The sequence below is a fragment of the Arenibacter troitsensis genome, assembly GCF_900177645.1.
GTDB classification, from domain to species: Bacteria; Bacteroidota; Bacteroidia; order Flavobacteriales; family Flavobacteriaceae; genus Arenibacter; species Arenibacter troitsensis.
Map to the genome: position 1 here is coordinate 187,962 of NZ_FXAO01000004.1, position 21,355 is coordinate 209,316.

A 21,355-nucleotide genomic window follows, 5' to 3' on the forward strand; every position below is an offset into this window, starting at 1 on the left:
CTTGAAATCTTATATGTTGCTAAAAATTCGTTTCCAACTTTTCTTTCTAGGGGTAATCCTGGTACCATACTGTGAATTGTAATGGGAAACTATATTCTCCTCGTATTGGGCATAGAATTCTGGGTCGAAATTGGCATCCTTTAAATATTCCATCACATAAGCTATACTCCTTTTTTCTGTAAGCCATCGGTCCAAAATTTCATGACGCATCCGAATTCCAAAAGTATTAATCCCCAAAAACTGTTGGGTGTCTTTGTGAAAAGCAATGGTGACACATATTTTTTCCTTGGGATGTCGCCAATGAAAATGTTGTTCATGGTCTTTTTTGGATTTCTCACCAAATACCCATCCATACGTTTGGTACTCAATGTCCAAAAATTTAGCAGAATTAAACCAATGTCCTGGATTATAGGCCCTTCGGTTTCCGCATATAGTCTGTGCCAAAACTTCCCCCATCATTCTTCCCGTATACCAAACGGCTTCCACAGGCCTACGGTTGCCTATGGCCTCATGCTGTTCGGCACAGTCGCCAATAGCAAAGACATCAGTGATATTGGTTTCTAAATAGTTATTGACCTTTACCCCCTTACCGGTCTCTATCCCAGAACCTTTTAGGAAGTCAATGTTTGGAGCAACCCCTGCGGTAAGCCCTACCACCGTACATTGGATGGTCTCCCCCTTGTCCGTAACTACGGCCTTTGCCCAACCATTTTCATCGGGAATAATTTCCTTTAGATTGGTGTCCAGTTTCAGGTCTATATGGTGTTCCAGAATATGCTCATTGATCATTTGGGATTCCCCTTGCGGCAAAACTCCGTTCCAAAAGCTACTTTCACGGACCAAAAAAGTAACTGGGATATCCCTGCTCCTTAGCATTTCTGCCAATTCGATCCCGATTAATCCGCCACCCACTATTACCGCCCTTTTACAGACTTCACTATTGGGTGCATTGGCCTCCAACAATTCCAAATCCTGTTTGGAATACAACCCTTGGACCCCTTTCAAATCCTGTCCGGGCCAACCAAATTTATTGGGTTTGGAGCCTGTCGCAATAATAAGTTTATCATAATCTATTTCCTCCGCACTTTGTAATATTAGCTTTTTATTGGTGGTATCTACCTTTGATACATATCCATTGACCAAGTTCAAGCGGTTCTTTTTCCAAAACCAGTTTTCGTATGGCTGGGTATGCTCAAACTTCATGTGCCCCATATACACATACATGAGAGCGGTTCTAGAGAAAAAATAATCGCTCTCAGCGGAAATAATGGTAATTTTTTTGTCGGATAATTTTCGAATATGGCGTGCTGCCGTTATACCAGAGATTCCATTACCAATAATAACAATGTGTTCCATAGGATTTCGGTTGATACGTACTAGGTCGCACTTAAAGATAATAACTTAATAGTTTCCCTTTATTTAGAATTGTTCAAGGTAACGGAAAATGGCTTAAAAGAAGTTAGCGCATATACAATGAGGCCTATAATCATAGGGCTTCACACTGTATTACCTTGAAAAAAAAGAAAATCAAGGGATACAGGGGTTAGGAGTTTGCGGCGGCTTTCTCCAAGGTAAAGGAAAATTCGGACCCAATATCGAGTACACTCTCCACATAGATCTTCTCGTTGTGGGCTTCGATAATATGCTTTACAATTGCCAATCCCAAACCAGAACCGCCTTCGGCCCTACTCCCACTTTTATCTACCCTATAAAATCTTTCGAATATTCGGGCAAGGTGTTGTTTGGAAATTCCCTCGCCGTTGTCGGTCACCCGGATAATGACCTTGTTTTTAATTAAATTCTCTATACTTACCTCGGTTGTACCATTCTGCTGTCCATATTTAATGGAATTGACCACTAGGTTGGTAATTACCTGCTGAATTTTTTCCTTATCTGCCTTAACATAGATGGGTTTTGTATAGTCCATATCAAAGGTTAAGGTAATATTCTTTTTAGCAGCCTTCATTTCCAGAAGCTCAAATACATTCCTCACCAGTTCCAAAATGTCAAATTCCTCTATCTTCAAATTTAGGTCCCCAACTTCCAATTTGGTTATCAAGTCCAGATCCTTAACAATGTAAATAAGTCGCTCCACCCCCTTATTGGCCCGTTGCAGATATTTCTTTCTCAGGTTTTTATCGTCCATGGCACCGTCCAACAAGGTTAGAATATACCCTTGGACCGTAAATAAAGGCGTTTTTAATTCGTGGGAAACGTTGCCCAAAAAATCCTTTCTATATTCTTCCCGGATCTTTAAGGTATCTATTTCAATCTTTTTGTCCTTGGCAAACTTCTCTATTTCGTCTGTCAAGGACCGCATATCTGTGGTAATGGTCTTGGGAGCCAAAGAGGTGGACTCCAACAGGGATACATCATTATAGATGCGCTCAATATTACGATAGATAAATTTTTCTATCCTTAATTGTACTACGAGAAATGAAACAAAGGAGGTAGTTATCGCAATAATGGCTAAGAGCGGCCAATCCATGGAACCCCTGTTCCACAAAAATATCCCCAAGACTAAAGTTAATAGGGATGATATTAGAATTGTGGTACGTAGGGCAAACCTATACGATTTTTTAATCCTCGTTACCATTATAACACAAACTTATACCCTACCCCTTTTACGGTTTTAAAATGATCGTCACCAATTTTTTCGCGCAGTTTTCTAATATGGACGTCAATGGTCCTTCCGCCTACCACTACTTCATTGCCCCATACCTTGTCCAGGATAACCTCCCTTTTAAATACTTTATTCGGCTTGGAAGTCAATAGTGCCAAGAGCTCAAACTCCTTTCTGGGAAGAACGATTTCCTCTCCCTGATTAACAATTTTATATTCTTCCCTGTTTATGGTGATCTCACCAACTTTAAAGATGTCCTCCACCTCCTGCTCCTCATTCTTAAGCCTTCTTAACAAGGCTTTTACCTTACTCACCAAAACCTTGGGTTTAATGGGCTTTGTTATATAATCGTCAGCACCCGCATCAAAACCGGCCATTTGGGAATAGTCTTCGCCCCGAGCAGTAAGGAAGGTGATCAAAGTATCCTCCAAACCTTCGGTTCGTCTAATGATCTCACAGGCTTCAATACCATCCATTTCGGGCATCATTACATCTAAAATAATTAAGTGGGGCTTCTTCTTTTTTGCCTTGGCAACCCCTTCAATTCCATTTTTTGCAGTGAAAACCTCATACCCCTCGGCAGATAAATTATAACCTACTATTTCTAGAATATCCGGTTCATCATCTACCAAAAGTATCTTAATGTCCTTTTTTTTCATGCTCTATTTTTTTCTTAAACGGTCATCTGTAACCTATTTCCTTTAGAATGTCGGTGACTGAGGTCTAACACAACCTGTAATTGTGATCTGCTAAACCATTCCCCGATTAACCTTAATATTTATGGGTTATTCGCGTCCAAAAGTAAAGATAATACTATTACACCAAACCTCTTAACACGGATTTAATATAGTAACATTTAGATAACATTAAGCCAACAAACTATTAATCTGAGGGTAACGCGACTTTTACAGTTGGGTCATTTATTTGCCATGTTTAAATAAAACAAGTGAACTCGAAAAAAATGAAACCGAAAAATTCAACTGAAATGAAAAAACTATTATTATCCGCGTTGGCCATAGGTGCCTTAGCATTTACATCGTGTACCAATGACGATGAACCACCTATAGCTGAAGTAGTAGCTACTTGTAATGATGGAATTCAAAACCAAGGAGAAACCGGTGTTGATTGTGGCGGACCCAACTGTCAGCCATGTACCGAGGCTACGGCTACCTGTGAGGATGGCATCCAGAACGGAGACGAAACCGGAGTGGATGTAGGAGGTTCTTGTGCAGATATCATAACCGTATCAGGAGAAATTACAGCCGATACCACATGGACTGCAGACAATATATACCTATTGGCAGGTAAAGTAGTTGTTGGGGTTGGAAAAACCTTGACCATTGAGCCAGGTACCATCATTAAAGGTAAGGCCGGTTCAGGCTCCTTAGCTTCCGCCCTAATTGTACAAAGGGGATCCAAGATTATGGCCGTAGGTACTGCCGAAAAGCCAATAATCTTTACCGCTGAAGAGGACAACATAGGTATTGGACAAACCGCCGGAACCAATTTGGACGAAACCGCTAGAGGAAAATGGGGAGGTTTAATTGTTTTGGGAAGAGCTACAGGTTCTTTTAAAAACGATGTCACTGAAGTACAAATAGAAGGTATTCCTGCAGACGATACTTTTGGACTATACGGTCCTGGTGATGCGTTAAACGACGACGACAATTCTGGCGAATTGGAATACATCTCTATACGCCACGGTGGAGCCTTGATAGGTGAAGGAAACGAAATAAACGGTCTAACCTTAGGTTCCGTAGGTCGTGGTACAAAAATCAACCACATAGAAGTCGTAGGGAATGTTGATGATGGTATCGAATTTTTCGGTGGAACCGTTGACGCCTCCAACCTAGTAGTTTGGGCCCAAGGTGATGATGCCTTGGATATTGACCAAGCCTATTCGGGGACCATAGACAATGCCTTGGTAGTTTCAGGTGAGGCTTCTGACCATGCCTTCGAAATAGATGGCCCAGAAGGTTCCACAACAGGTTCTTTCACCCTTCAGAATACGACCATAGTGGGAAGCTCTACAGCTGCTGACGGAGAATATGCAGACTACAGAAGTAATGCTATGGGTACTACCAAAAACATCTATGCCATTGGATTCCAGACTGGAAAAGATGTTGAATTGGATGCCAACGATGTAGCACAGAACTTCTTGGATGGAAAATTAACCTTTGAAGCTTGGCAAATTGTAGGCTTCAACAACAGTATTTTTGCAGAGAAAGTATTGAAAGATGACGCCGGAAACGACCTACAGTCAACTATCATACTAGACCCAACATTTACGGAAAGAGCTGCTACCTGGACCACCCAAGTTACTGCAGGTGCCCAAACAGTAGGTGCAGACCTTAGCGTATTTACTTGGACCTATGCCTATGCAAAAACAGGATTGAGTTTCTAATTCGGAACAACACACCCCTATAAAATAACGACCATGCTCGCCCATATCCAGTGGCGGGCATTTGGTTTATTACGATTTAATTATCAATTACTTATGAAATATTCACTTAGACTTTCAACTTTTACTTTTCTTTTTTTTCAATTCATTTTTTCACAAAGCGGCGAGATAACCGGAACATTGATCGATGCCGATTTTCAAGACCCTGTTCCTTTTGCCAATATTCTGGTCAAAGGCACCACTATAGGAACTACCTCCGATTTTGATGGTAATTATAAGCTTACCCTTGAAGAAGGCACCCACACCCTTTCTTTTTCATTCCTTGGTTATAAAACCGTGGAAATAACCGATGTGGTAGTCAAGGCCAATGAGATTACCAACGTAAACGTAACCATGGAAACACTGGCCGAAGGTCTCGATGAAGTTGTTGTTTCCGTAAGCGTTAAAAAAAATACAGAGACCGCCGTTTTGGGTATCCAGAAAAAAGCGGTGAACCTTTTGGATGGACTATCGGCCGAAGCCTTTAAAAAATCAGGGTCCAGCGATGTGGCCAGCGCCATAAAATCGGTGCCTGGGGTATCGGTCCAAGGAGGAAAATACGTTTACGTAAGAGGTTTGGGCGATCGCTATACCAAATCTATTTTGAACGGGGTAGACATTCCAGGATTGGATCCGGACAGAAACACCATTCAATTGGACATTTTCCCTACCAATATTATAGACAACATCCTGGTTCTTAAATCTGCTTCTGCAGATTTACCTGCCGACTTTACTGGTGGTATCGTTGATATTGTTACCAAGGACTATCCTACCAAAAAAGAGCACAGTATTTCCTTAGGTGGTAGCTATAACCCTGATATGCACTTTAACGAAAACTATTTGGACTATAAAGGTGGGTCTACAGATTTCCTAGGCTTCGACAACGGAAACCGCAGTGTTCCCATAAACCGAAATCAGGAAATTCCAAGTACTTTTGAATACAACCCATTATTGACGGCCATTACCAAAAAATTTAATCCCGTACTATCGGCAATGAAAGCAAATAGTGCCATGGACTATAGTTTTGGGTTTACCACTGGAAATCAATACAATGTAGGCGAAGGTGAGAACCGATTGGGCTTTTTGGCTTCCCTATCCTATAAAAATACCACTACCTTCTATGAAGGAGCGGAAAATAATTTCTACCGAAGAAATGCGGACACTTCTATATTTGAACTGGAAACCGACAGAACACAGACTGGGGATTTAGGCAGAAACAATGTATTGGTAAGCGGTCTTTTGGGCACTTCCTTTAAGACTGAAAAATCCAAATACAAGCTTAATCTCCTTCATATTCAGAACGGAGAGTCTACGGCAGGTTACTTTAGCCAGACCCTGAATTTCACGGACTTTATTAATTTCTCAAAAGATAACTTGGAATATACCCAACGTTCCATCACCAACGCTTTGCTTAGCGGAATACACTCTAGCGAAGATGCTTCATGGACTACGGAATGGGCACTTTCCCCTACCATGTCCAAAATTCAGGACAAGGACATTAGAACTACATCCTTTAGGGTAGAGGATGGCGTATACTCCATACCCCAGAACAACCAGCCAAAAAGAATCTGGAGGGATTTGGAAGAAATAAATGCAGTTGCCAAATTGGATTTTACCAAAAAATATGACTTTCTGGAAAAAGACGCCAAATTAAAATTTGGTGCCTATGGCTCCTACAAGAATAGGGATTTTGGCATATTGAACTTTGAGATCGAAAACAACGGATCAACTACCAAGTTCAATGGTATTGCAGACAACATCCTTTTGGAAGAAAACCTTTGGACCGTCAACAATAATTCCGGTTCCTATATTGACCCGGACATCTCGGTGGCCGAACCGGCCAACACCTATGAAGCTGTCCAACAAAATATAGCAGGTTATGTATCGAACGAGTTTAAACTTGGACAAAAATTACGAACTATCCTTGGTGTTAGGGTGGAGAAATTTGAATCTAAATATACCGGAGAGGACAACAAGGACATTAATGACCCTGAAAAGGTTATTTATGACAACGAAACCATTATAGATAAGTTTGACCTTTTCCCTACGGCTAATTTAATATATGAACTTACGGAAGAGGTAAACCTAAGGGGATCCTATTCCCGAACCACGGCAAGGCCATCCTTTAAGGAAGCTTCCATAGCCAAGATTTTCGATCCATTATCCAATAATACCTTTATTGGAAACATTAACTTGGATCCGACTTACATCAACAATTTCGATTTTAGGGTAGAATGGTTTGGAGATAGCGCAGAGATGATTGCATTGAGCAGCTTTTATAAAAAATTCACCGATCCCATTGAACTTACGTACTTTGAATCATCATCCGATAACTTTACCCCACAAAATCTTGGTGATGCAGACGTAATTGGATTGGAATTTGAACTAAGGAAAAATTTAGGGTTCCTTGCAGCAGCACTTCAAAATTTTAGTCTAAATGTAAATACCTCCATCATTAAATCTACCCAAGTTTATAGCGAAAGTGAGCGCAATCTTAGAACGTTGGGCCTTAGGGATGGTGAAACTTTGGGCAATGACAGGGAGTTACAGGGACAATCACCTTTCCTTATCAATTCTGGGCTAAATTACGAAGGTGCCGAAAATGGGGTCCAAATGGGCGTAAACTACAATGTACAGGGCAAAACATTGCAGGTAGTGGGCAACGGATTTGTACCGGATGTGTATACCATGCCCTTTCACAATCTAAACTTTAACTTCTCCAAGAGTTTCGGCAATAACCAAAATCAAAGTGTTAGTTTTAAAATAAGCAACCTTTTGGATGATGACGTAGAAAGTGAATATGAGTCCTATAAGGCTGAAAATAAGACCTTCTCCAAAAGAAGTCCGGGAAGATCATTCTCCTTGGGATACAACATTAAGTTTTAATTTAAACGGTTCTGATTAATAAAAAAGAGGCCTTGTTCTGTGTTTTTTAACATAGAATTTGGCCTCTTTTTGCATTTCATCGAATTTTTACGTATTAATTTTACTGCCGCAGACGTGCTGCATCTAAAATTCTTACATTTACGGTATATTATTTGTTGTAAAAGTTTCTATGAAGCAACTCTACTTAGTTATAGCCTTACTTTTTATCTCCATTTCCTTTGGACAGGATCCAAAAGGTAATGTGGGGGGTGGCGATATTCCTGGGTTTAAGATATATCCCAATCCTGTCACCAATGGCAGGGTTTATATCAGTACTTCCCTGAACGCTCCCAAACAAATTTTCATTTATGATATTTTTGGTTCCCAAGTACTAGAAACCACCATAATTGGCTCGGAACTAAATGTAAATGATTTGGATGCCGGTGTTTACATGTTAAGGGTCAACGAAAAAAACAAAACAGCAACAAGAAAGCTAATTATCAAATAAGGTTTCCCAAGGTATCACAGCCTTACTAATTGCATAATTACCTGATTTTTAACCTTTTTCACCTTAATGCGATACTTAAAATATCGCTACACCTACAAAAAACACTCGTTTACAACATTTATTGCCACTTCCCAACATGTTTTTCTATATTTACTGTATTGATCCCAAATCAATGCTAACCTATGAAAATATTTTACACCCTATTGTTCATGGTATTTTCTATGGCCGTTACTGCACAGGAATTCGTTGAGGAGCCAATAGACAGAACTACCCAAACCAATACTTTCAAATTATACCCCAATCCAGCATATCAGGAGGTGGTCTATATTACCACAAAGCATAATGGGGTAAAGGACGTAGTAATCTACGATGTTTTCGGAACCATAGTCTTGCAGGACCGGATAACCAATACCCTTTTGAACATATCCAAGTTGGCCCCGGGAGTTTACGTATTGCAAATTACCGAAAACAGGGTAACCATGACCAGAAAGCTGGTCGTAAAATAAACCCTCTTTATGGTACTTTTTTCTTCCAACACTCCACTACATAACAAATTCTTTTCTATTGCTTTTTACATTTCCATTTATGAGGTTATGGATAGGGAGAATTCATGATTTTCCCAAAGGGAGATATAAGCCTATACCAAAAAAAGGTATTAAACCTCAGGGCAAGCCCTGAAGCCAATAATAGGAATCGACCCAAGGATCGAGGTATTGAACCTAGATCCCGCCGAAAAAGGCGGGATTAGTTCAACTTGCAATTTTCAGTGCGTCTTACTGACTTCTCAAAATTGAGTTTCACCAATAAAACCATAAAATAGGGTCTCCACTATGTTGTTATCACTACTTTTGTAGAAGTGATTTAGAATATGCCTCTCGATAATATTTTTACAATTTCAACCGACGAAGAGTTCAATGCCATGGCATTGAAAACATTTGAGACCCAATTTCATGAAAACTTGGTGTACCAAGAATTTTGCCGACACTTAGGCAAAAATGTGACCTCCGTTAAATCCATTAGGGATATCCCCTTTCTACCGATAGAATTTTTTAAATCCAAAAAAGTAATTTGTGGTTCCTTTACCCCCCAAGTTACCTTTACCAGCAGTGGCACTACCGGAAGTGAAGTAAGTAGGCATTACGTAAAAAACCTTGAACTGTACGAACAAAGCTATCTATCGGCCTTTAAACAGTTTTATGGGGATATAGAGGACTATTGTGTACTGGCGTTACTGCCATCTTATCTGGAAAGGGAGGGTTCTTCCCTAATCTATATGGCCAACGACCTCATCAATCAAAGCAGACATCCTGAAAGTGGCTTTTATTTGGATGATATTGACCGCTTACAAAAGACCTTGGTTGAATTGGATAATGCCAATACCAAAATATTACTATTAGGTGTTTCCTTTGCCCTTTTGGACATGGCGGAAAGATTCCAATTAAAACTAAAGAACACCGTAATCATGGAAACCGGTGGTATGAAGGGACGAAAGAAGGAATTGATACGGGAGGAATTGCACCAACTCTTAAAAAAAGGGTTTGGAGTGCCGACTATCCATTCCGAATATGGAATGACAGAACTCCTGTCCCAAGCCTATTCCCAAGGCAATGGACGTTTCTATGCTCCTAAATGGATGAAAGTCCTTACACGTGAAACCGAAGACCCCTTAACCCTACAGAACGCGGGTAAAACGGGAGGAGTCAACATCATTGACCTGGCCAACAGACACTCCTGTAGCTTTATTGCCACCCAAGATTTGGGCAAGGTGCATGCGGACGGAAGTTTCGAAATACTTGGCCGGTTTGACCATTCGGATATTCGAGGCTGTAATTTAATGGTGCTATAGGCCCAAAATCTTGGCATCCACAAAAAAGGTTGAGGCAATATTTATTTCATAATCGGAAGATAAAAACTCATCGGTTACGGTTTTTAGTCTTAAGGTATAGGAATCTTTTTTAATATACTCCTTTAAATCTTCGGCCGTGGTTACCAATTCCAGCTGTTCCCCAGCCGTGGCAGATACCTCCTCGTTCCAAGCTATCTTAATCTCCGGCAAATCGTCTGCGGACATATATATGATGATCGATTCCAGAAAACTGAAATCCTCCCCATCAGGAACCTCCACGGTCATTATGAGTTTCTTTAAAACGATTTCCTCTATCAGATCTTTTCTGGTATCGTTTACCTCGAACTCGGCAGAAGAATTGGTCTCTGTTTCAGGGGTAAAGACATCAAAAGGTAAATCTACTCCGGTTGATGATGGTATAACCACCGTTTGATCATAATCCATCTCAAATTTGGTAAGCTCGTCCAACTTGTCACATGAAACTACAAGAGCAACCAGCCAAAAAAACAAAAAATACTTCTTCATAACATCCAATTTATTAGGCTAACGGGTATCGCCTAGTTTTATTGGGGCAACTGAAAAAAATACGGTGTTTATTTAATAACCAGCACAAAATAATTCTTCTTCCCGCGCTGCAACAATACAAATTTATTATTGATGAGATCTTCTGAAGAAATGATATAATCTTCTTTTACTTTTTCCTTATTAACGGATATGGAATTCTGTTTCAATTCGCGTCTTGCCTCCCCATTAGACCCTAAAAAGCCGGTTTTTGCAGCCAAGGCCGCAATCATATCCAAGCCATTGTCTATATCCTCTTGGGTTAACTCTGCCTGTGGCACCCCTTCAAACACTTCCAAAAATGTCTTTTCATTTAGCTTTTTCAGATCGCTGGAGGTCGATTTTCCAAAAAGAATATCACTTGCCTTTACAGCATTGTCCAAGTCCTCCTGAGAATGTACCATTACCGTAACCTCATCGGCCAAACGCTTTTGAAGCACCCTCAAATGCGGGGCTTCCTGATGCATTTTAACCAAATTTTCTATTTCATCCTTAGGTAGAAAAGTAAAGATCTTAATATATTTTTCGGCATCCTCATCCGAGGTATTCAACCAATATTGATAGAATTTATAGGGAGATGTCCTTTCAGAATCCAACCAGATATTGCCCCCTTCCGACTTCCCAAATTTGGTGCCATCGGCCTTTGTAATCAAGGGACAGGTAAGGGCAAATCCTTTACCGCCCCCAATTCTACGGATAAGTTCCGTACCGGTGGTAATATTTCCCCATTGGTCGCTACCCCCCATTTGCAGGGTACAGTTATACTCTCTATAAAGGTGTAAAAAGTCATACCCCTGCACCAACTGATACGTAAATTCCGTAAAGGACATACCTTCCTTGGCTTCGGCCGATAAACGTTTTTTTACAGAATCCTTGGCCATCATGTAATTTACAGTAATGTGCTTCCCTACATCACGTATAAATTCCAAAAAGGAAAAATCCCTCATCCAATCATAGTTGTTTACCAATACGGCACTGTTCTCCTTTCCGCTATTAAAATCCAAAAAACGGGAAAGCTGCGCCTTTATAGCGGCCTGGTTATGTGCCAATGTAGCCTCATCCAACAAATTTCGCTCTGTAGATTTTCCCGATGGATCGCCTATCATCCCCGTGGCTCCCCCGATGAGCGCATAAGGTTTATGGCCTGCCAACTGAAAATGACGAAGCATCATAACCCCAACCAAATGTCCAATATGAAGAGAGTCTGCCGTAGGGTCTATTCCCACATAGGCAGATTGCATTCCGCTTAACAAATGTTCTTCCGTACCGGGCATTGCATCGTGCAACATTCCCCTCCAAGTCAATTCTTCTACAAAGTTCGTAGTCATGCTAAAAATCTTCTAATTCAATAATAGTGGCAAATATAAAATAATAGCTTGTTTAACTCCCGATGAAAACGGAATAAATTGGAGGCAATTGAGTAAATTTGCACCATGATTTTAGTCACAGGAGGAACTGGTTTGGTAGGGGCGCACCTTCTTTTGCACTTGTTGCAGTCGGGTGCCGCGGTAAAAGCCATTCATAGAGAAACGAGCAACCTAAAGGAGGTTGAAAAGGTATTTGGGTATTATACGGACCAATCCCATGAACTGTTTCAAAAAATAAACTGGGTAAAGGCCGATCTTAACGACCTGCCAGCCTTGGAAACTGCTTTTGAAAATGTGACACATGTTTATCATTGTGCGGCCTTAATTTCTTTTAACCCCAATGACTACGAACTATTGCGCACCGCAAACTATGAAGGCACCAAAAACATTGTAAATCTCTGTATTGCCAAGGGTGTACAAAAATTGTGCTATACCAGCTCCATAGGGGCCATAGGGAGAACAGTTGGCAACCAAGAGGCTACCGAAGACACCGATTGGAACTCCCAACAAAGCAATGTATACGCCATGACCAAGATGGATGCCGAACTGGAAGTATGGAGGGGTGCCCAGGAAAACGTTCCTGCGGTTATTGTAAATCCCGGAGTTATCCTGGGCCCGGGATTCTGGGAAACGGGAACTGGCATTTTATTCAAAACCGCCTATAAGGCCCGTAAATATTACCCCCCAGGAGGAACAGGTTTCGTCACTGTTAATGATGTGGTGCAGATAATGACCCAATTAATGCAGTCTTCCATAACCAATGAAAAGTATATTCTTGTGGCCCAAAATCTGACCTACAGAGAAATTCTACAAAAGATTACGGAGGCCTTCGGCAAACCAGGTCCCATCAAAGCAATTAAATTTTGGCAATTAGAGGTGTTTAGACGATTGGATTGGCTAAGGAACATTTTCTGGAACAGTGGAAGAAAGCTTACCAAAAACTCGATCGAATCCTTACGAAAGAACCAATTGTTCAATGCCGACAAAATACAAAAAGAACTAGGGCATTCCTTTGAAGCCTTGGATGGTGTAATTGAACTATCCTGCAAAAAGTTTATGGAAGAGAATCCTTAGTAGTTTCTGGTTTCTTTTTGAGGTCGGGATTCAACTTTTCTTTGGTCTCCATTAAAGAATCCTGCTTCTGCTTCCTTTCTACCTCAAAAAACTTTTCATCCTTCTCCAACCTATCTTTTACCTTGGTATATATGGCCTCGTATACAGTTGGCATAGAGGCGTAATAGGTATCACTTTTTACAAATTGAATACTGTCTATCCCATACTTGGTATAGATATACCCCATGGGTTCAATGTCATATTCATTTAAAATGCTTTCATTAATTATCTTCCCTGCATTTAATAGTGAAATGTCATATAGAATGGTGGCCATTTTATCCTCCGGAATAAGGTTTTCAGGTTTCACTACCACCTTTTCATTGCATGAAAACAACAGCCCTAGAAAAATGACAACTATATATCTATACATTACTCTCTATTAAAGGTTAATCTCATGGCCTTTCTCTCCTTAGAAAAATTGCCATTTTCATAGGCCAAGTGGCCATTAACAAAAGTATGGGTTATCCTGGATTTGAACGAATTTCCCTCAAAGGGGGACCACCCACATTTATAGGCGATATTTTCCTTGGTCACGGTCCAGGCATCATTAAGACCCAACACCACCAAATCGGCATAAAATCCTTCCCGTATAAATCCCCGCTTTTTTATTTGGAACAATTTTGCCGGATTATGGCACATTTTCTCTACGATTTTCTCCAGGCTTATCTTTCCGCCATGATATTTCTCCAGCATTGCCGGCAAGGCATGCTGTACCAAAGGGCCTCCAGAGGGCGCGGAAGTGTACACATTGTTCTTTTCCTCTAACGTATGGGGTGCATGGTCCGTGGCAATAACATCTATACGATCGTCCAATAAAGCCTGCCAAAGTTGGTCCCTATCGGCAGCCGTTTTAACGGCGGGATTCCATTTAATCAAGGTGCCTTTGGTGTCGTAATCTTCTTCCGAAAACCAAAGGTGATGTATACAGACCTCTGCTGTAATTTTTTTATCCTCTAGTGGAATATCGTTCCTAAAAAGCGCTGTTTCCTTACCTGTAGATAGGTGAAAGACATGAAATCTTGCCCCGGTTTTCTTGGCCAGGGCAATGGCCCTTGAGGAAGAAAGATAACAGGCTTCGGCACTCCTTATCAAAGGATGGTATTTTACGGGAATATCGTCGCCATATTGCTCCTTATATTTGGCAAAATTTGCCTTGATCGTAGACTCATCCTCACAATGGGCGGAAATGACCATCTCCGTATTCCGAAATATTTTTTCAATTACCTCTTCATTGTCTACCAACATATTGCCCGTAGACGAACCTAAAAAGAGCTTAATACCGGAACAGGCATTCTTATCCAATTTTTTTATCTCTTCCAAATTATCATTGGTACCTCCAAACAAAAAAGAGTAATTGGCAAATGCGGAATTTCTGGCCATTTCAAACTTTTCCTCCAAAGCTTCAATGGTAGTTGTTTGGGGATTGGTGTTGGGCTGTTCCATAAAGGAGGTTATTCCTCCAGCAACCGCTGCCCTACTTTCCGTGGCAATGGTCCCTTTATGCGTTAAACCAGGCTCCCTAAAATGAACTTGATCGTCTATGGCTCCCGGTATTACATATTTCCCTTCCAAATCAATGGTCTTGGAGACATTATCCGATGAAATTTGGCGCTCAATTTTAAGAATAATATCATCCTCCAGCAATATATCGGCAGGGAATATTTTGTTCTCATTAACGATTGTAGCGTTTTTTAAAAGTATTCTTCCCATCTTAAAATTTCTTTTTGTGAAACAAACTGCGCAACTTCATTTGTAGTACCCCAAAAACGGCTTCGTTAATAATGGAAGCACTCATTTTTGATTTTCCCCTTATTCTATCTGTAAAAATAATAGGCACCTCTTCCATCCTATAATTTTGAAGGTGGGCCCTAAACTTCATTTCGATTTGAAATGCATAGCCAATAAATTTAATGGAATCCAAATTGATGGTTTCCAGGACCTTTCTCCTATAACATACAAATCCGGCCGTAGGGTCGTGCACGCGTATTCCCGTAATCAACTTCACGTAAAATGAAGCCCCATAGGACAATAATATTCTATGCAAGGGCCAATTTACTACATTAATCCCCTTTTTGTAACGCGATCCCACAGCTACATCCGCACCATCAACACAGGCTTGCCGCAGCTTAATTAGATCTGGAGGCGCATGTGAAAAATCGGCATCCATCTCAAAAATAAATTCATATTTTCTTTCAATAGCCCATTTAAACCCATGGATATAGGCCGTTCCCAAACCAGATTTACCTCGTCTTTCCTCTAAAAATAACCTATTTGAATATCGTTCCCGCAAAGCCTTTACAGCTTCGGCCGTACCGTCGGGAGAATTATCATCAACTACTAGGATATGAAAATCCTGCTCCAAAGCAAAGACGGAATGAATTATAAGCTCAATGTTTTCAATTTCATTGAAGGTAGGAATAATGACCAAGCTATCCGCCATCTAGGTATTGCAATTTTAGCAAAAATAGTATTTTAAAAACTGTAGTGAAATATCAGGCGGGATTTATGATTTTTTTAATGATTTCATATGTTGGCGAATGTATTGTTTTGGCCCCTAATTTGGAGCGCTTAAAAACAACCTATAAAGACTACCGAGAAAAAATCCCCATCTCTACCATATTGAATTCTTAAAAATCGGAATGGGACACCCATACTTTGCCGTGACCATTACCTAAAGCCTTTGCAAAAGGAAGGACACCAATACAGCCAATGGCTTTCCCTTAACGGAAATATAGCAGCATACAATTAGGTTTCTTATCTTTATCCATGGTTTTGGTGATAAAAAAGCTTAGGTTTGGTCCGGTTCTTTTAATTAGGACTAAAAAATAAATATCACCCTATGTTTGGCCCAATGGATTTAATTGAATTGTTGGCCACACTAAAGAGAATGAAATACACGTTGTTAGCATTAGTAACACTCAAGCAACAGGCCCCAGACCTATATTAAAATAGGACAGGTATTTTTTTTAATGTTTATTTTTTTGGATGTATCGGGAGATTAAAACAAGACCGGATAAATGGAAGCTATATTAAGAAATGAGTATAACGTAGACTGGATAACCATTATCCTATTTTCAAGCATCTTTTTTATGGTTCTTGCAAAAACCTCTTTTTACAGCCGTTTCTTAAATTATATAATCCTGCCTTTCAACAATAAATATATCTTCCTTTACCAAAAGAAGGACAAACTCTTTAATTGGTTCAGTATTTTTTTCAGTGTTTTCCAATTGCTTAATTTTTCCCTTTTCCTATATTTTGCATATATCACTTTTGTCAAAATTCCAGATGGGCAACAGTTAATGACCTACGGCATCATTTTTATTTCGCTACTATTATTTTTTACCATTAAAATACTCCTACAATTGGGCAACGGATTTATATTTAATATCAATAAGATCATTTCCGAAATAATTTTCAAGAAACTCTCCTATCTCAATTATAGTGGTATTGTAATGCTATTTGCCAATCTTCTATTAAATTATGTTTTTAAGGAGTCAAAAGCAGTGATTTTTATAAGTCTTTTATTGGTATTCCTTATAAACGCCATTGGTTGGACAACAACATTGAGAAATCATCAAAAATTCATCGCCAGCAATTTTGTGTATTTTATTTTGTACCTTTGCGCTCTTGAAATAGCACCAATTATTATAGTTGGAAACTATCTAATAGATCGAAACCTATGAAAGTAAAAACGATTTTGGTTTCACAGCCAGAACCTAAGATGGAAAATTCCCCTTATTCCAAGCTTATTGATAAGGAGAAAATAAAGGTAGATTTTAGACCTTTTATCCACGTGGAAGGTGTTGATGCAAAAATGGTCCGACAACAAAAAATTGACCTTAAGAATTTCACCGCCATTATTCTTACGAGTAGGAATGCGGTAGATCATTTCTTTAGGATCGCGGAGGAAATGAGGTTTAAGGTTCCCGATACGATGAAATATTTTTGTCAGTCAGAGGCAGTAGCCTACTATTTACAAAAGTACGTAGTATACCGCAAGCGTAAAATATATGTTGGGAAAATGAATTTTCCAGATTTAAATACCTTGTTCAAAAAATATAAGGACGAAAAATTCCTATTACCATCTTCTGACGTACTTAAACCAATTGTTCCAGAAACGCTTAACAGCTTGGGAATAGATTGGACCAGAGGTATTTTTTACAGAACGGTAATTAGTGATCTTTCGGATTTAAGGGATGTGTACTATGATGTATTGGTATTCTTTAGTCCGTCCGGAATAGAATCATTGTTAAAGAATTTCCCTGATTTTAAACAGAACGAGACCAGAATAGCGGTTTTTGGAAATTCAACGGTTAAAGCGGCCACGGAAGCAGGGTTAAGAATAGACATTCAGGCTCCTACACCGGAAACGCCTTCTATGACCATGGCTCTTCAGAGATACATAACTAGCGTAAACAAGAAATAGTTATTGCCGAAAAATTAATTTAGCATTACCTGATAAAAGAAAACCCCGAGGCAAGCCTCGGGGTTTTCTTTTAGAATGCATATCGTTGGGGCCCCCCACGCCTTATTTCCTCATTGGCATAGATCTCAAATTTCTTAAAGTTTTCTCGAAAGGCATTGGTCAATTTAAAGGCCGTTTTATAATAGGCTTCATCATTGTTCCATGTTGCCCGTGGACTTAACACACTTGTGGGGACTCCAGGGCATTCCCTAGGCTGCGCCACTCCAAAAACAGAGTGGATATGGTATTTATCATAGCTGTACAATCCCAATTCCCCACTTAAGGCCGCATGGATCATGGCTCTGGTATATTTTAATTTCATTCTGGTACCTACTCCATAAGGGCCACCGGTCCAACCCGTATTTACCAACCATACATTTACTCCGGCATCCAGCATTTTTTTACTGAGCATCTCCGCATATTTGGTTGGGTGCAATGGCATAAACGGCGCTCCAAAACATGCCGAAAAGCTTGGCACAGGTTCTACCACCCCTGCCTCGGTACCGGCTACCTTGGCCGTATATCCGGATATAAAATGATAGGCTGCCTGACTAGGGGTCAGTTTTGAAATTGGGGGCAATACCCCAAAGGCATCCGCAGTTAAAAAGAAAATATTCTTTGGGTTCTTTCCAATGGACGGTACCTGTATATTATCTATGTTATAAATGGGATAACTTACCCTAGTATTTTGGGTAATGGAGGTATCCGCAAAATCTACCACCCCATTGGCATCCAGGACCACATTCTCCAGAAGCGCCCCTTTCTTGATGGCACCATAAATTTCAGGCTCGTTTTCTTCCGAAAGATGAATAACCTTGGCATAACAACCTCCCTCAAAATTAAACACGGTATTTTCTTTGGTCCAACCATGTTCATCGTCCCCGATCAATTTTCTATGTGGGTCTGCCGACAAGGTAGTCTTTCCCGTTCCAGAAAGGCCAAAAAAGATAGCCGTATCCCCATCTTCGCCAACATTTGCCGAACAATGCATGGGTAGGCAATTCTTAAATACGGGAAGTATGAAATTCAGTGCAGAAAATATTCCCTTTTTAATTTCCCCCGTATATCCCGTACCTCCTATCAAGGCAATTTTGCGGGTAAAATTCAGGATGGCAAAATTATGCTGCCTTGTCCCATCTTCCTCTGCCTTTGCCATAAAACCGGGTGCATTGATCACGGTCCATTCCGGGTCAAAACCCACCAACTCTTCTTCAGTGGGCCTTAAAAACATATTATAGGCAAACATATTGGACCAAGGGTATTCATTAATGACCCTGATGTTCATCTTGTAATCATCGTCTGCGCAAGCAAAACAATCCCTTACATAAAGTTCCTTTTCATTGAGATATTTGATGACCTTATTGTAAAGGGCATCAAACTTTTCGCTTTCAAAGGGTATATTCACATTTCCCCACCAAACTTTATCGGCCGTAATATCATCCTTTACAATAAATCTGTCCATTGGTGACCTCCCGGTAAATTCACCGGTATTAATGGCCAAAGCTCCGGTAGACGAAGTTACTCCCATGCCCTTTTCCACAGTAATTTCATGAAGTTTGGACGGCGCCAATTGGTAATGGATTTTTTTACTGGTTATACCATAGGTCTCCAACGCAATCGATTTAGTTGAGGGTGTTAATGAATTCATGATAGTTGAGTTTAAATAGAAATATTTGAGTGCTCTATGAGCGTGTTGGTTTTAGTTTAATGCTTTTTGTTTAAGTACCCTAATACCCAGAAGTATCCAACCGGCCATCAAGAGAACACCTCCAAGGGGTGTTAATAGCGCCAATTTCTTAAAATCGAAACTAGTCAATTCATTGATGGCCAAAAGGTAAATTGAAAAAGAAAAACATACCATTCCGACCACGATGAAATAATAAACCAACTTTTTTCGCTCGTTGACCAATATATTGCTCCCTCCCAAAATTAAAAGGAACAAAGCGTGGTACATCTGGTACCGCACTCCGGTTTCAAAGGTCTCAATGGCCTTGGCATCGACCATTTTTTCCAAACCATGTGCACCAAAAGCTCCCAAAAGAACTGCCGTTAGACCGAAAAATATACCAGTGCCAAAAATTGTTTTGTTCATAACTTATTAAGGCTTATTTCTTACAAATATAACAATTTGATACCTTAGTATCCATGAAATAGAAAAGTAAAATACCCATGCGTAGAAAAATTCTCGTTGTAGGCACCGGAAAATCCACTGCATATTTGTTGGATTATTTAATACAGAAAGCAGAGGTCGAAAATTTACATATTACTATTTGCGACTTAAATCCGGAAGTCCTTCCCGATAAAATAAAATTACATAAATCCTGTACGATTTTAAAATTGGATATTTTAAATGATAACGACAGAAGTAGGGCTATAGAACAATCGGATATTGTCATTTCCATGCTCCCTGCCCGTTTTCATATCAAGGTGGCAGTGGATTGTATTCAATTTACAAAACATTTGGTTACAGCCTCCTATATAAGCGATGACATCTTGGCCCTGGACCACCAGGCCAAAGAAAAGGGCTTGGTTTTTATGAATGAAATTGGCCTGGATCCCGGAATAGATCACATGAGTGCCATGCAGGTCATAGATAATATCAGGGCACGTGGTGGCAAAATGATTCTGTTCGAATCTTTCACCGGTGGCTTGGTGGCTCCGGAAAGCGATAATAACCTGTGGAACTATAAATTTACCTGGAATCCCAGAAATGTTGTATTGGCAGGTCAGGGCGGCGTAGCCAAATTTATTCAAGAAGGCACCTACAAATATATCCCCTACCACAAACTATTTAGAAGGACGGAATTTTTAGATGTAGAAGGTTACGGGAAATTTGAAGTGTACGCCAACAGGGACTCCCTAAAATACAGGGAAGCCTACGGACTGGAGAATGTACTTACCTTATATAGGGGCACCATGAGAAGGGTTGGCTTTTCCAAAGCATGGAACATGTTCGTACAGTTGGGCATGACAGACGATAGCTATACCATTGAGAATTCTGAAGGAATGTCCTACCGCGAATTCGTAAACTTATTTCTTCCTTATTCGCCTACCAATACCGTAGAACTAAAACTGCGACATTACCTTAAAATAGACCAGGATGATATTATGTGGGAAAAATTAATGGAATTGCACCTTTTTGATTCCGATAGAAAGATTGAACTAAAAAATGCCACTCCTGCACAAATTTTGCAAAGAATCTTGGAAGACAGTTGGACCTTGGCCAATACAGATAAGGATATGATTGTTATGTACCACAAATTTGGGTACGAACTTAATGGAAAAAAGGAACAAATAGATTCCAATACAGTAGTTATTGGCGAAGACCGGACCTATACTGCAATGGCCAAAACTGTTGGATTGCCAGTAGCCATGGCCACCTTATTGATATTAAACAAAAAGATCACCACTCCAGGGGTGCAATTGCCCATAAGACGGGAAGTCTACGAGCCTATTTTAGAGCAACTTAAAAGCTATGGAATTCACTTTAAGGAATACCAGGTACCCTACTTGGGTTATAATCCCGACTCTGTTGCTAGTTAAGATGTAAAACCATTTTGGTATCTT

19 protein-coding genes are annotated in these 21,355 nt (G+C 40.1%); 9 read left to right on the forward strand and 10 right to left on the reverse strand.

Annotated elements, in window-relative coordinates:
• Nucleotides 1–9 precede the first annotated feature (9 nt).
• From B9Y87_RS10365 to B9Y87_RS10375, 3 genes are all read right to left on the reverse strand, one after another.
• Complete coding sequence (locus tag B9Y87_RS10365; RefSeq protein ID WP_085498784.1) at nucleotides 10–1,356, reverse strand: NAD(P)/FAD-dependent oxidoreductase; 1,347 nt, start codon at nucleotides 1,354–1,356, stop codon at nucleotides 10–12.
• 187 nt (nucleotides 1,357–1,543) lie between these two features.
• A complete protein-coding gene (locus B9Y87_RS10370) occupies nucleotides 1,544–2,488 on the reverse strand; it encodes a sensor histidine kinase (RefSeq protein WP_394334962.1) in 945 nt (314 codons plus the stop codon).
• Nucleotides 2,489–2,595: 107 nt separating this feature from the next.
• A complete protein-coding gene (locus B9Y87_RS10375) occupies nucleotides 2,596–3,282 on the reverse strand; it encodes a response regulator transcription factor (RefSeq protein WP_085498788.1) in 687 nt (228 codons plus the stop codon).
• A gap of 326 nt (nucleotides 3,283–3,608) precedes the next feature.
• Between B9Y87_RS10375 and B9Y87_RS10380 the strand changes: the two genes are divergently transcribed.
• The 5 genes from B9Y87_RS10380 to B9Y87_RS10400 all read left to right on the forward strand — a co-directional run bounded on the left by B9Y87_RS10380 (nucleotide 3,609) and on the right by B9Y87_RS10400 (nucleotide 10,282).
• A complete protein-coding gene (locus tag B9Y87_RS10380; RefSeq protein WP_085499239.1) occupies nucleotides 3,609–5,027 on the forward strand; it encodes a hypothetical protein in 1,419 nt (472 codons plus the stop codon).
• A gap of 93 nt (nucleotides 5,028–5,120) precedes the next feature.
• Complete coding sequence (locus tag B9Y87_RS10385) at nucleotides 5,121–7,949, forward strand: TonB-dependent receptor (protein ID WP_085498790.1); 2,829 nt, start codon at nucleotides 5,121–5,123, stop codon at nucleotides 7,947–7,949.
• Between the two features lie 169 nt (nucleotides 7,950–8,118).
• Nucleotides 8,119–8,436 (forward strand): T9SS type A sorting domain-containing protein, encoded by a 318-nt coding sequence (locus B9Y87_RS10390; protein WP_085498792.1) that lies wholly within the window; start codon nucleotides 8,119–8,121, stop codon nucleotides 8,434–8,436.
• A gap of 182 nt (nucleotides 8,437–8,618) precedes the next feature.
• Entirely contained in the window at nucleotides 8,619–8,942 is a 324-nt protein-coding gene (locus tag B9Y87_RS10395; protein WP_085498794.1) for a T9SS type A sorting domain-containing protein, read from the forward strand.
• Nucleotides 8,943–9,304: 362 nt separating this feature from the next.
• On the forward strand, nucleotides 9,305–10,282 hold the full coding sequence (locus B9Y87_RS10400) for a LuxE/PaaK family acyltransferase (RefSeq protein ID WP_085498796.1): 978 nt from the start codon (nucleotides 9,305–9,307) through the stop codon (nucleotides 10,280–10,282).
• Here the strand turns inward: B9Y87_RS10400 and B9Y87_RS10405 are convergent.
• Nucleotides 10,277–10,807 (reverse strand): hypothetical protein, encoded by a 531-nt coding sequence (locus B9Y87_RS10405; protein WP_085498798.1) that lies wholly within the window; start codon nucleotides 10,805–10,807, stop codon nucleotides 10,277–10,279. The two genes, B9Y87_RS10400 and B9Y87_RS10405, sit on opposite strands and share 6 nt — an antisense overlap.
• A 68-nt stretch (nucleotides 10,808–10,875) precedes the next feature.
• Complete coding sequence (tyrS, locus tag B9Y87_RS10410; protein WP_085498799.1) at nucleotides 10,876–12,171, reverse strand: tyrosine--tRNA ligase; 1,296 nt, start codon at nucleotides 12,169–12,171, stop codon at nucleotides 10,876–10,878.
• Nucleotides 12,172–12,276: 105 nt separating this feature from the next.
• Here tyrS and B9Y87_RS10415 point away from each other — a divergent pair, with 105 nt between their 5' ends.
• Complete coding sequence (locus tag B9Y87_RS10415; protein WP_085498801.1) at nucleotides 12,277–13,284, forward strand: NAD-dependent epimerase/dehydratase family protein; 1,008 nt, start codon at nucleotides 12,277–12,279, stop codon at nucleotides 13,282–13,284.
• On the opposite strand, the gene B9Y87_RS10420 is transcribed toward B9Y87_RS10415, so the two are convergent.
• From B9Y87_RS10420 to B9Y87_RS10430, 3 genes are read right to left on the reverse strand one after another with little or no spacing between them, the layout of a single operon-like run.
• Nucleotides 13,265–13,693, reverse strand: coding sequence for a DUF4296 domain-containing protein (locus tag B9Y87_RS10420; protein ID WP_085498803.1), 429 nt, complete (start codon nucleotides 13,691–13,693; stop codon nucleotides 13,265–13,267). The genes B9Y87_RS10415 and B9Y87_RS10420 overlap by 20 nt on opposite strands.
• Complete coding sequence (locus B9Y87_RS10425; protein WP_085498804.1) at nucleotides 13,693–15,033, reverse strand: dihydroorotase; 1,341 nt, start codon at nucleotides 15,031–15,033, stop codon at nucleotides 13,693–13,695. Before B9Y87_RS10425 ends, B9Y87_RS10420 begins: the two co-directional genes overlap by 1 nt.
• 1 nt (nucleotide 15,034) lies before the next feature.
• Nucleotides 15,035–15,763: a polyprenol monophosphomannose synthase gene (locus tag B9Y87_RS10430; protein WP_085498806.1), complete on the reverse strand. Its 729-nt coding sequence runs from the start codon at nucleotides 15,761–15,763 to the stop codon at nucleotides 15,035–15,037.
• A gap of 577 nt (nucleotides 15,764–16,340) precedes the next feature.
• On the opposite strand from B9Y87_RS10430, the gene B9Y87_RS10435 reads away from it, so the two are divergent.
• Both B9Y87_RS10435 and B9Y87_RS10440 read left to right on the forward strand, forming a co-directional pair.
• Nucleotides 16,341–17,006: a DUF4271 domain-containing protein gene (locus B9Y87_RS10435; RefSeq protein ID WP_085498808.1), complete on the forward strand. Its 666-nt coding sequence runs from the start codon at nucleotides 16,341–16,343 to the stop codon at nucleotides 17,004–17,006.
• Nucleotides 17,003–17,749 carry a uroporphyrinogen-III synthase gene (locus B9Y87_RS10440; RefSeq protein WP_031445552.1) on the forward strand — a complete coding sequence of 249 codons (747 nt, stop codon included), beginning with the start codon at nucleotides 17,003–17,005 and terminating at the stop codon, nucleotides 17,747–17,749. The genes B9Y87_RS10435 and B9Y87_RS10440 overlap by 4 nt, the downstream gene beginning before the upstream one ends.
• 70 nt (nucleotides 17,750–17,819) lie before the next feature.
• Here B9Y87_RS10440 and pckA read toward each other — a convergent pair whose 3' ends face one another.
• Together pckA and B9Y87_RS10450 are read right to left on the reverse strand one after the other, a co-directional pair.
• Nucleotides 17,820–19,436, reverse strand: coding sequence for a phosphoenolpyruvate carboxykinase (ATP) (pckA, locus tag B9Y87_RS10445; protein WP_085498809.1), 1,617 nt, complete (start codon nucleotides 19,434–19,436; stop codon nucleotides 17,820–17,822).
• A gap of 51 nt (nucleotides 19,437–19,487) precedes the next feature.
• Entirely contained in the window at nucleotides 19,488–19,880 is a 393-nt protein-coding gene (locus B9Y87_RS10450) for a DUF423 domain-containing protein (RefSeq protein WP_085498811.1), read from the reverse strand.
• Between the two features lie 77 nt (nucleotides 19,881–19,957).
• Between B9Y87_RS10450 and B9Y87_RS10455 the strand changes: the two genes are divergently transcribed.
• Nucleotides 19,958–21,331 (forward strand): saccharopine dehydrogenase family protein, encoded by a 1,374-nt coding sequence (locus B9Y87_RS10455; protein ID WP_085498814.1) that lies wholly within the window; start codon nucleotides 19,958–19,960, stop codon nucleotides 21,329–21,331.
• The last annotated feature ends 24 nt before the right edge of the window (nucleotides 21,332–21,355 follow it).

What these genes read in the sequence shown, in the direction of transcription:
- B9Y87_RS10435 (WP_085498808.1), top strand. Translation starts at nt 16,341, where the DNA reads ATGGAAGCTATATTAAGAAATGAGTATAACGTAGACTGGATAACCATT.
- B9Y87_RS10375 (WP_085498788.1), bottom strand. Translation starts at nt 3,282, where the DNA reads ATGAAAAAAAAGGACATTAAGATACTTTTGGTAGATGATGAACCGGAT.
- B9Y87_RS10365 (WP_085498784.1), bottom strand. Translation starts at nt 1,356, where the DNA reads ATGGAACACATTGTTATTATTGGTAATGGAATCTCTGGTATAACGGCA.
- B9Y87_RS10400 (WP_085498796.1), top strand. Translation starts at nt 9,305, where the DNA reads ATGCCTCTCGATAATATTTTTACAATTTCAACCGACGAAGAGTTCAAT.
- B9Y87_RS10450 (WP_085498811.1), bottom strand. Translation starts at nt 19,880, where the DNA reads ATGAACAAAACAATTTTTGGCACTGGTATATTTTTCGGTCTAACGGCA.
- B9Y87_RS10395 (WP_085498794.1), top strand. Translation starts at nt 8,619, where the DNA reads ATGAAAATATTTTACACCCTATTGTTCATGGTATTTTCTATGGCCGTT.
- B9Y87_RS10420 (WP_085498803.1), bottom strand. Translation starts at nt 13,693, where the DNA reads ATGTATAGATATATAGTTGTCATTTTTCTAGGGCTGTTGTTTTCATGC.
- tyrS (WP_085498799.1), bottom strand. Translation starts at nt 12,171, where the DNA reads ATGACTACGAACTTTGTAGAAGAATTGACTTGGAGGGGAATGTTGCAC.
- B9Y87_RS10385 (WP_085498790.1), top strand. Translation starts at nt 5,121, where the DNA reads ATGAAATATTCACTTAGACTTTCAACTTTTACTTTTCTTTTTTTTCAA.
- B9Y87_RS10380 (WP_085499239.1), top strand. Translation starts at nt 3,609, where the DNA reads ATGAAAAAACTATTATTATCCGCGTTGGCCATAGGTGCCTTAGCATTT.
- B9Y87_RS10440 (WP_031445552.1), top strand. Translation starts at nt 17,003, where the DNA reads ATGAAAGTAAAAACGATTTTGGTTTCACAGCCAGAACCTAAGATGGAA.
- pckA (WP_085498809.1), bottom strand. Translation starts at nt 19,436, where the DNA reads ATGAATTCATTAACACCCTCAACTAAATCGATTGCGTTGGAGACCTAT.
- B9Y87_RS10370 (WP_394334962.1), bottom strand. Translation starts at nt 2,488, where the DNA reads ATGGATTGGCCGCTCTTAGCCATTATTGCGATAACTACCTCCTTTGTT.
- B9Y87_RS10415 (WP_085498801.1), top strand. Translation starts at nt 12,277, where the DNA reads ATGATTTTAGTCACAGGAGGAACTGGTTTGGTAGGGGCGCACCTTCTT.
- B9Y87_RS10425 (WP_085498804.1), bottom strand. Translation starts at nt 15,033, where the DNA reads ATGGGAAGAATACTTTTAAAAAACGCTACAATCGTTAATGAGAACAAA.
- B9Y87_RS10405 (WP_085498798.1), bottom strand. Translation starts at nt 10,807, where the DNA reads ATGAAGAAGTATTTTTTGTTTTTTTGGCTGGTTGCTCTTGTAGTTTCA.
- B9Y87_RS10430 (WP_085498806.1), bottom strand. Translation starts at nt 15,763, where the DNA reads ATGGCGGATAGCTTGGTCATTATTCCTACCTTCAATGAAATTGAAAAC.
- B9Y87_RS10455 (WP_085498814.1), top strand. Translation starts at nt 19,958, where the DNA reads ATGCGTAGAAAAATTCTCGTTGTAGGCACCGGAAAATCCACTGCATAT.
- B9Y87_RS10390 (WP_085498792.1), top strand. Translation starts at nt 8,119, where the DNA reads ATGAAGCAACTCTACTTAGTTATAGCCTTACTTTTTATCTCCATTTCC.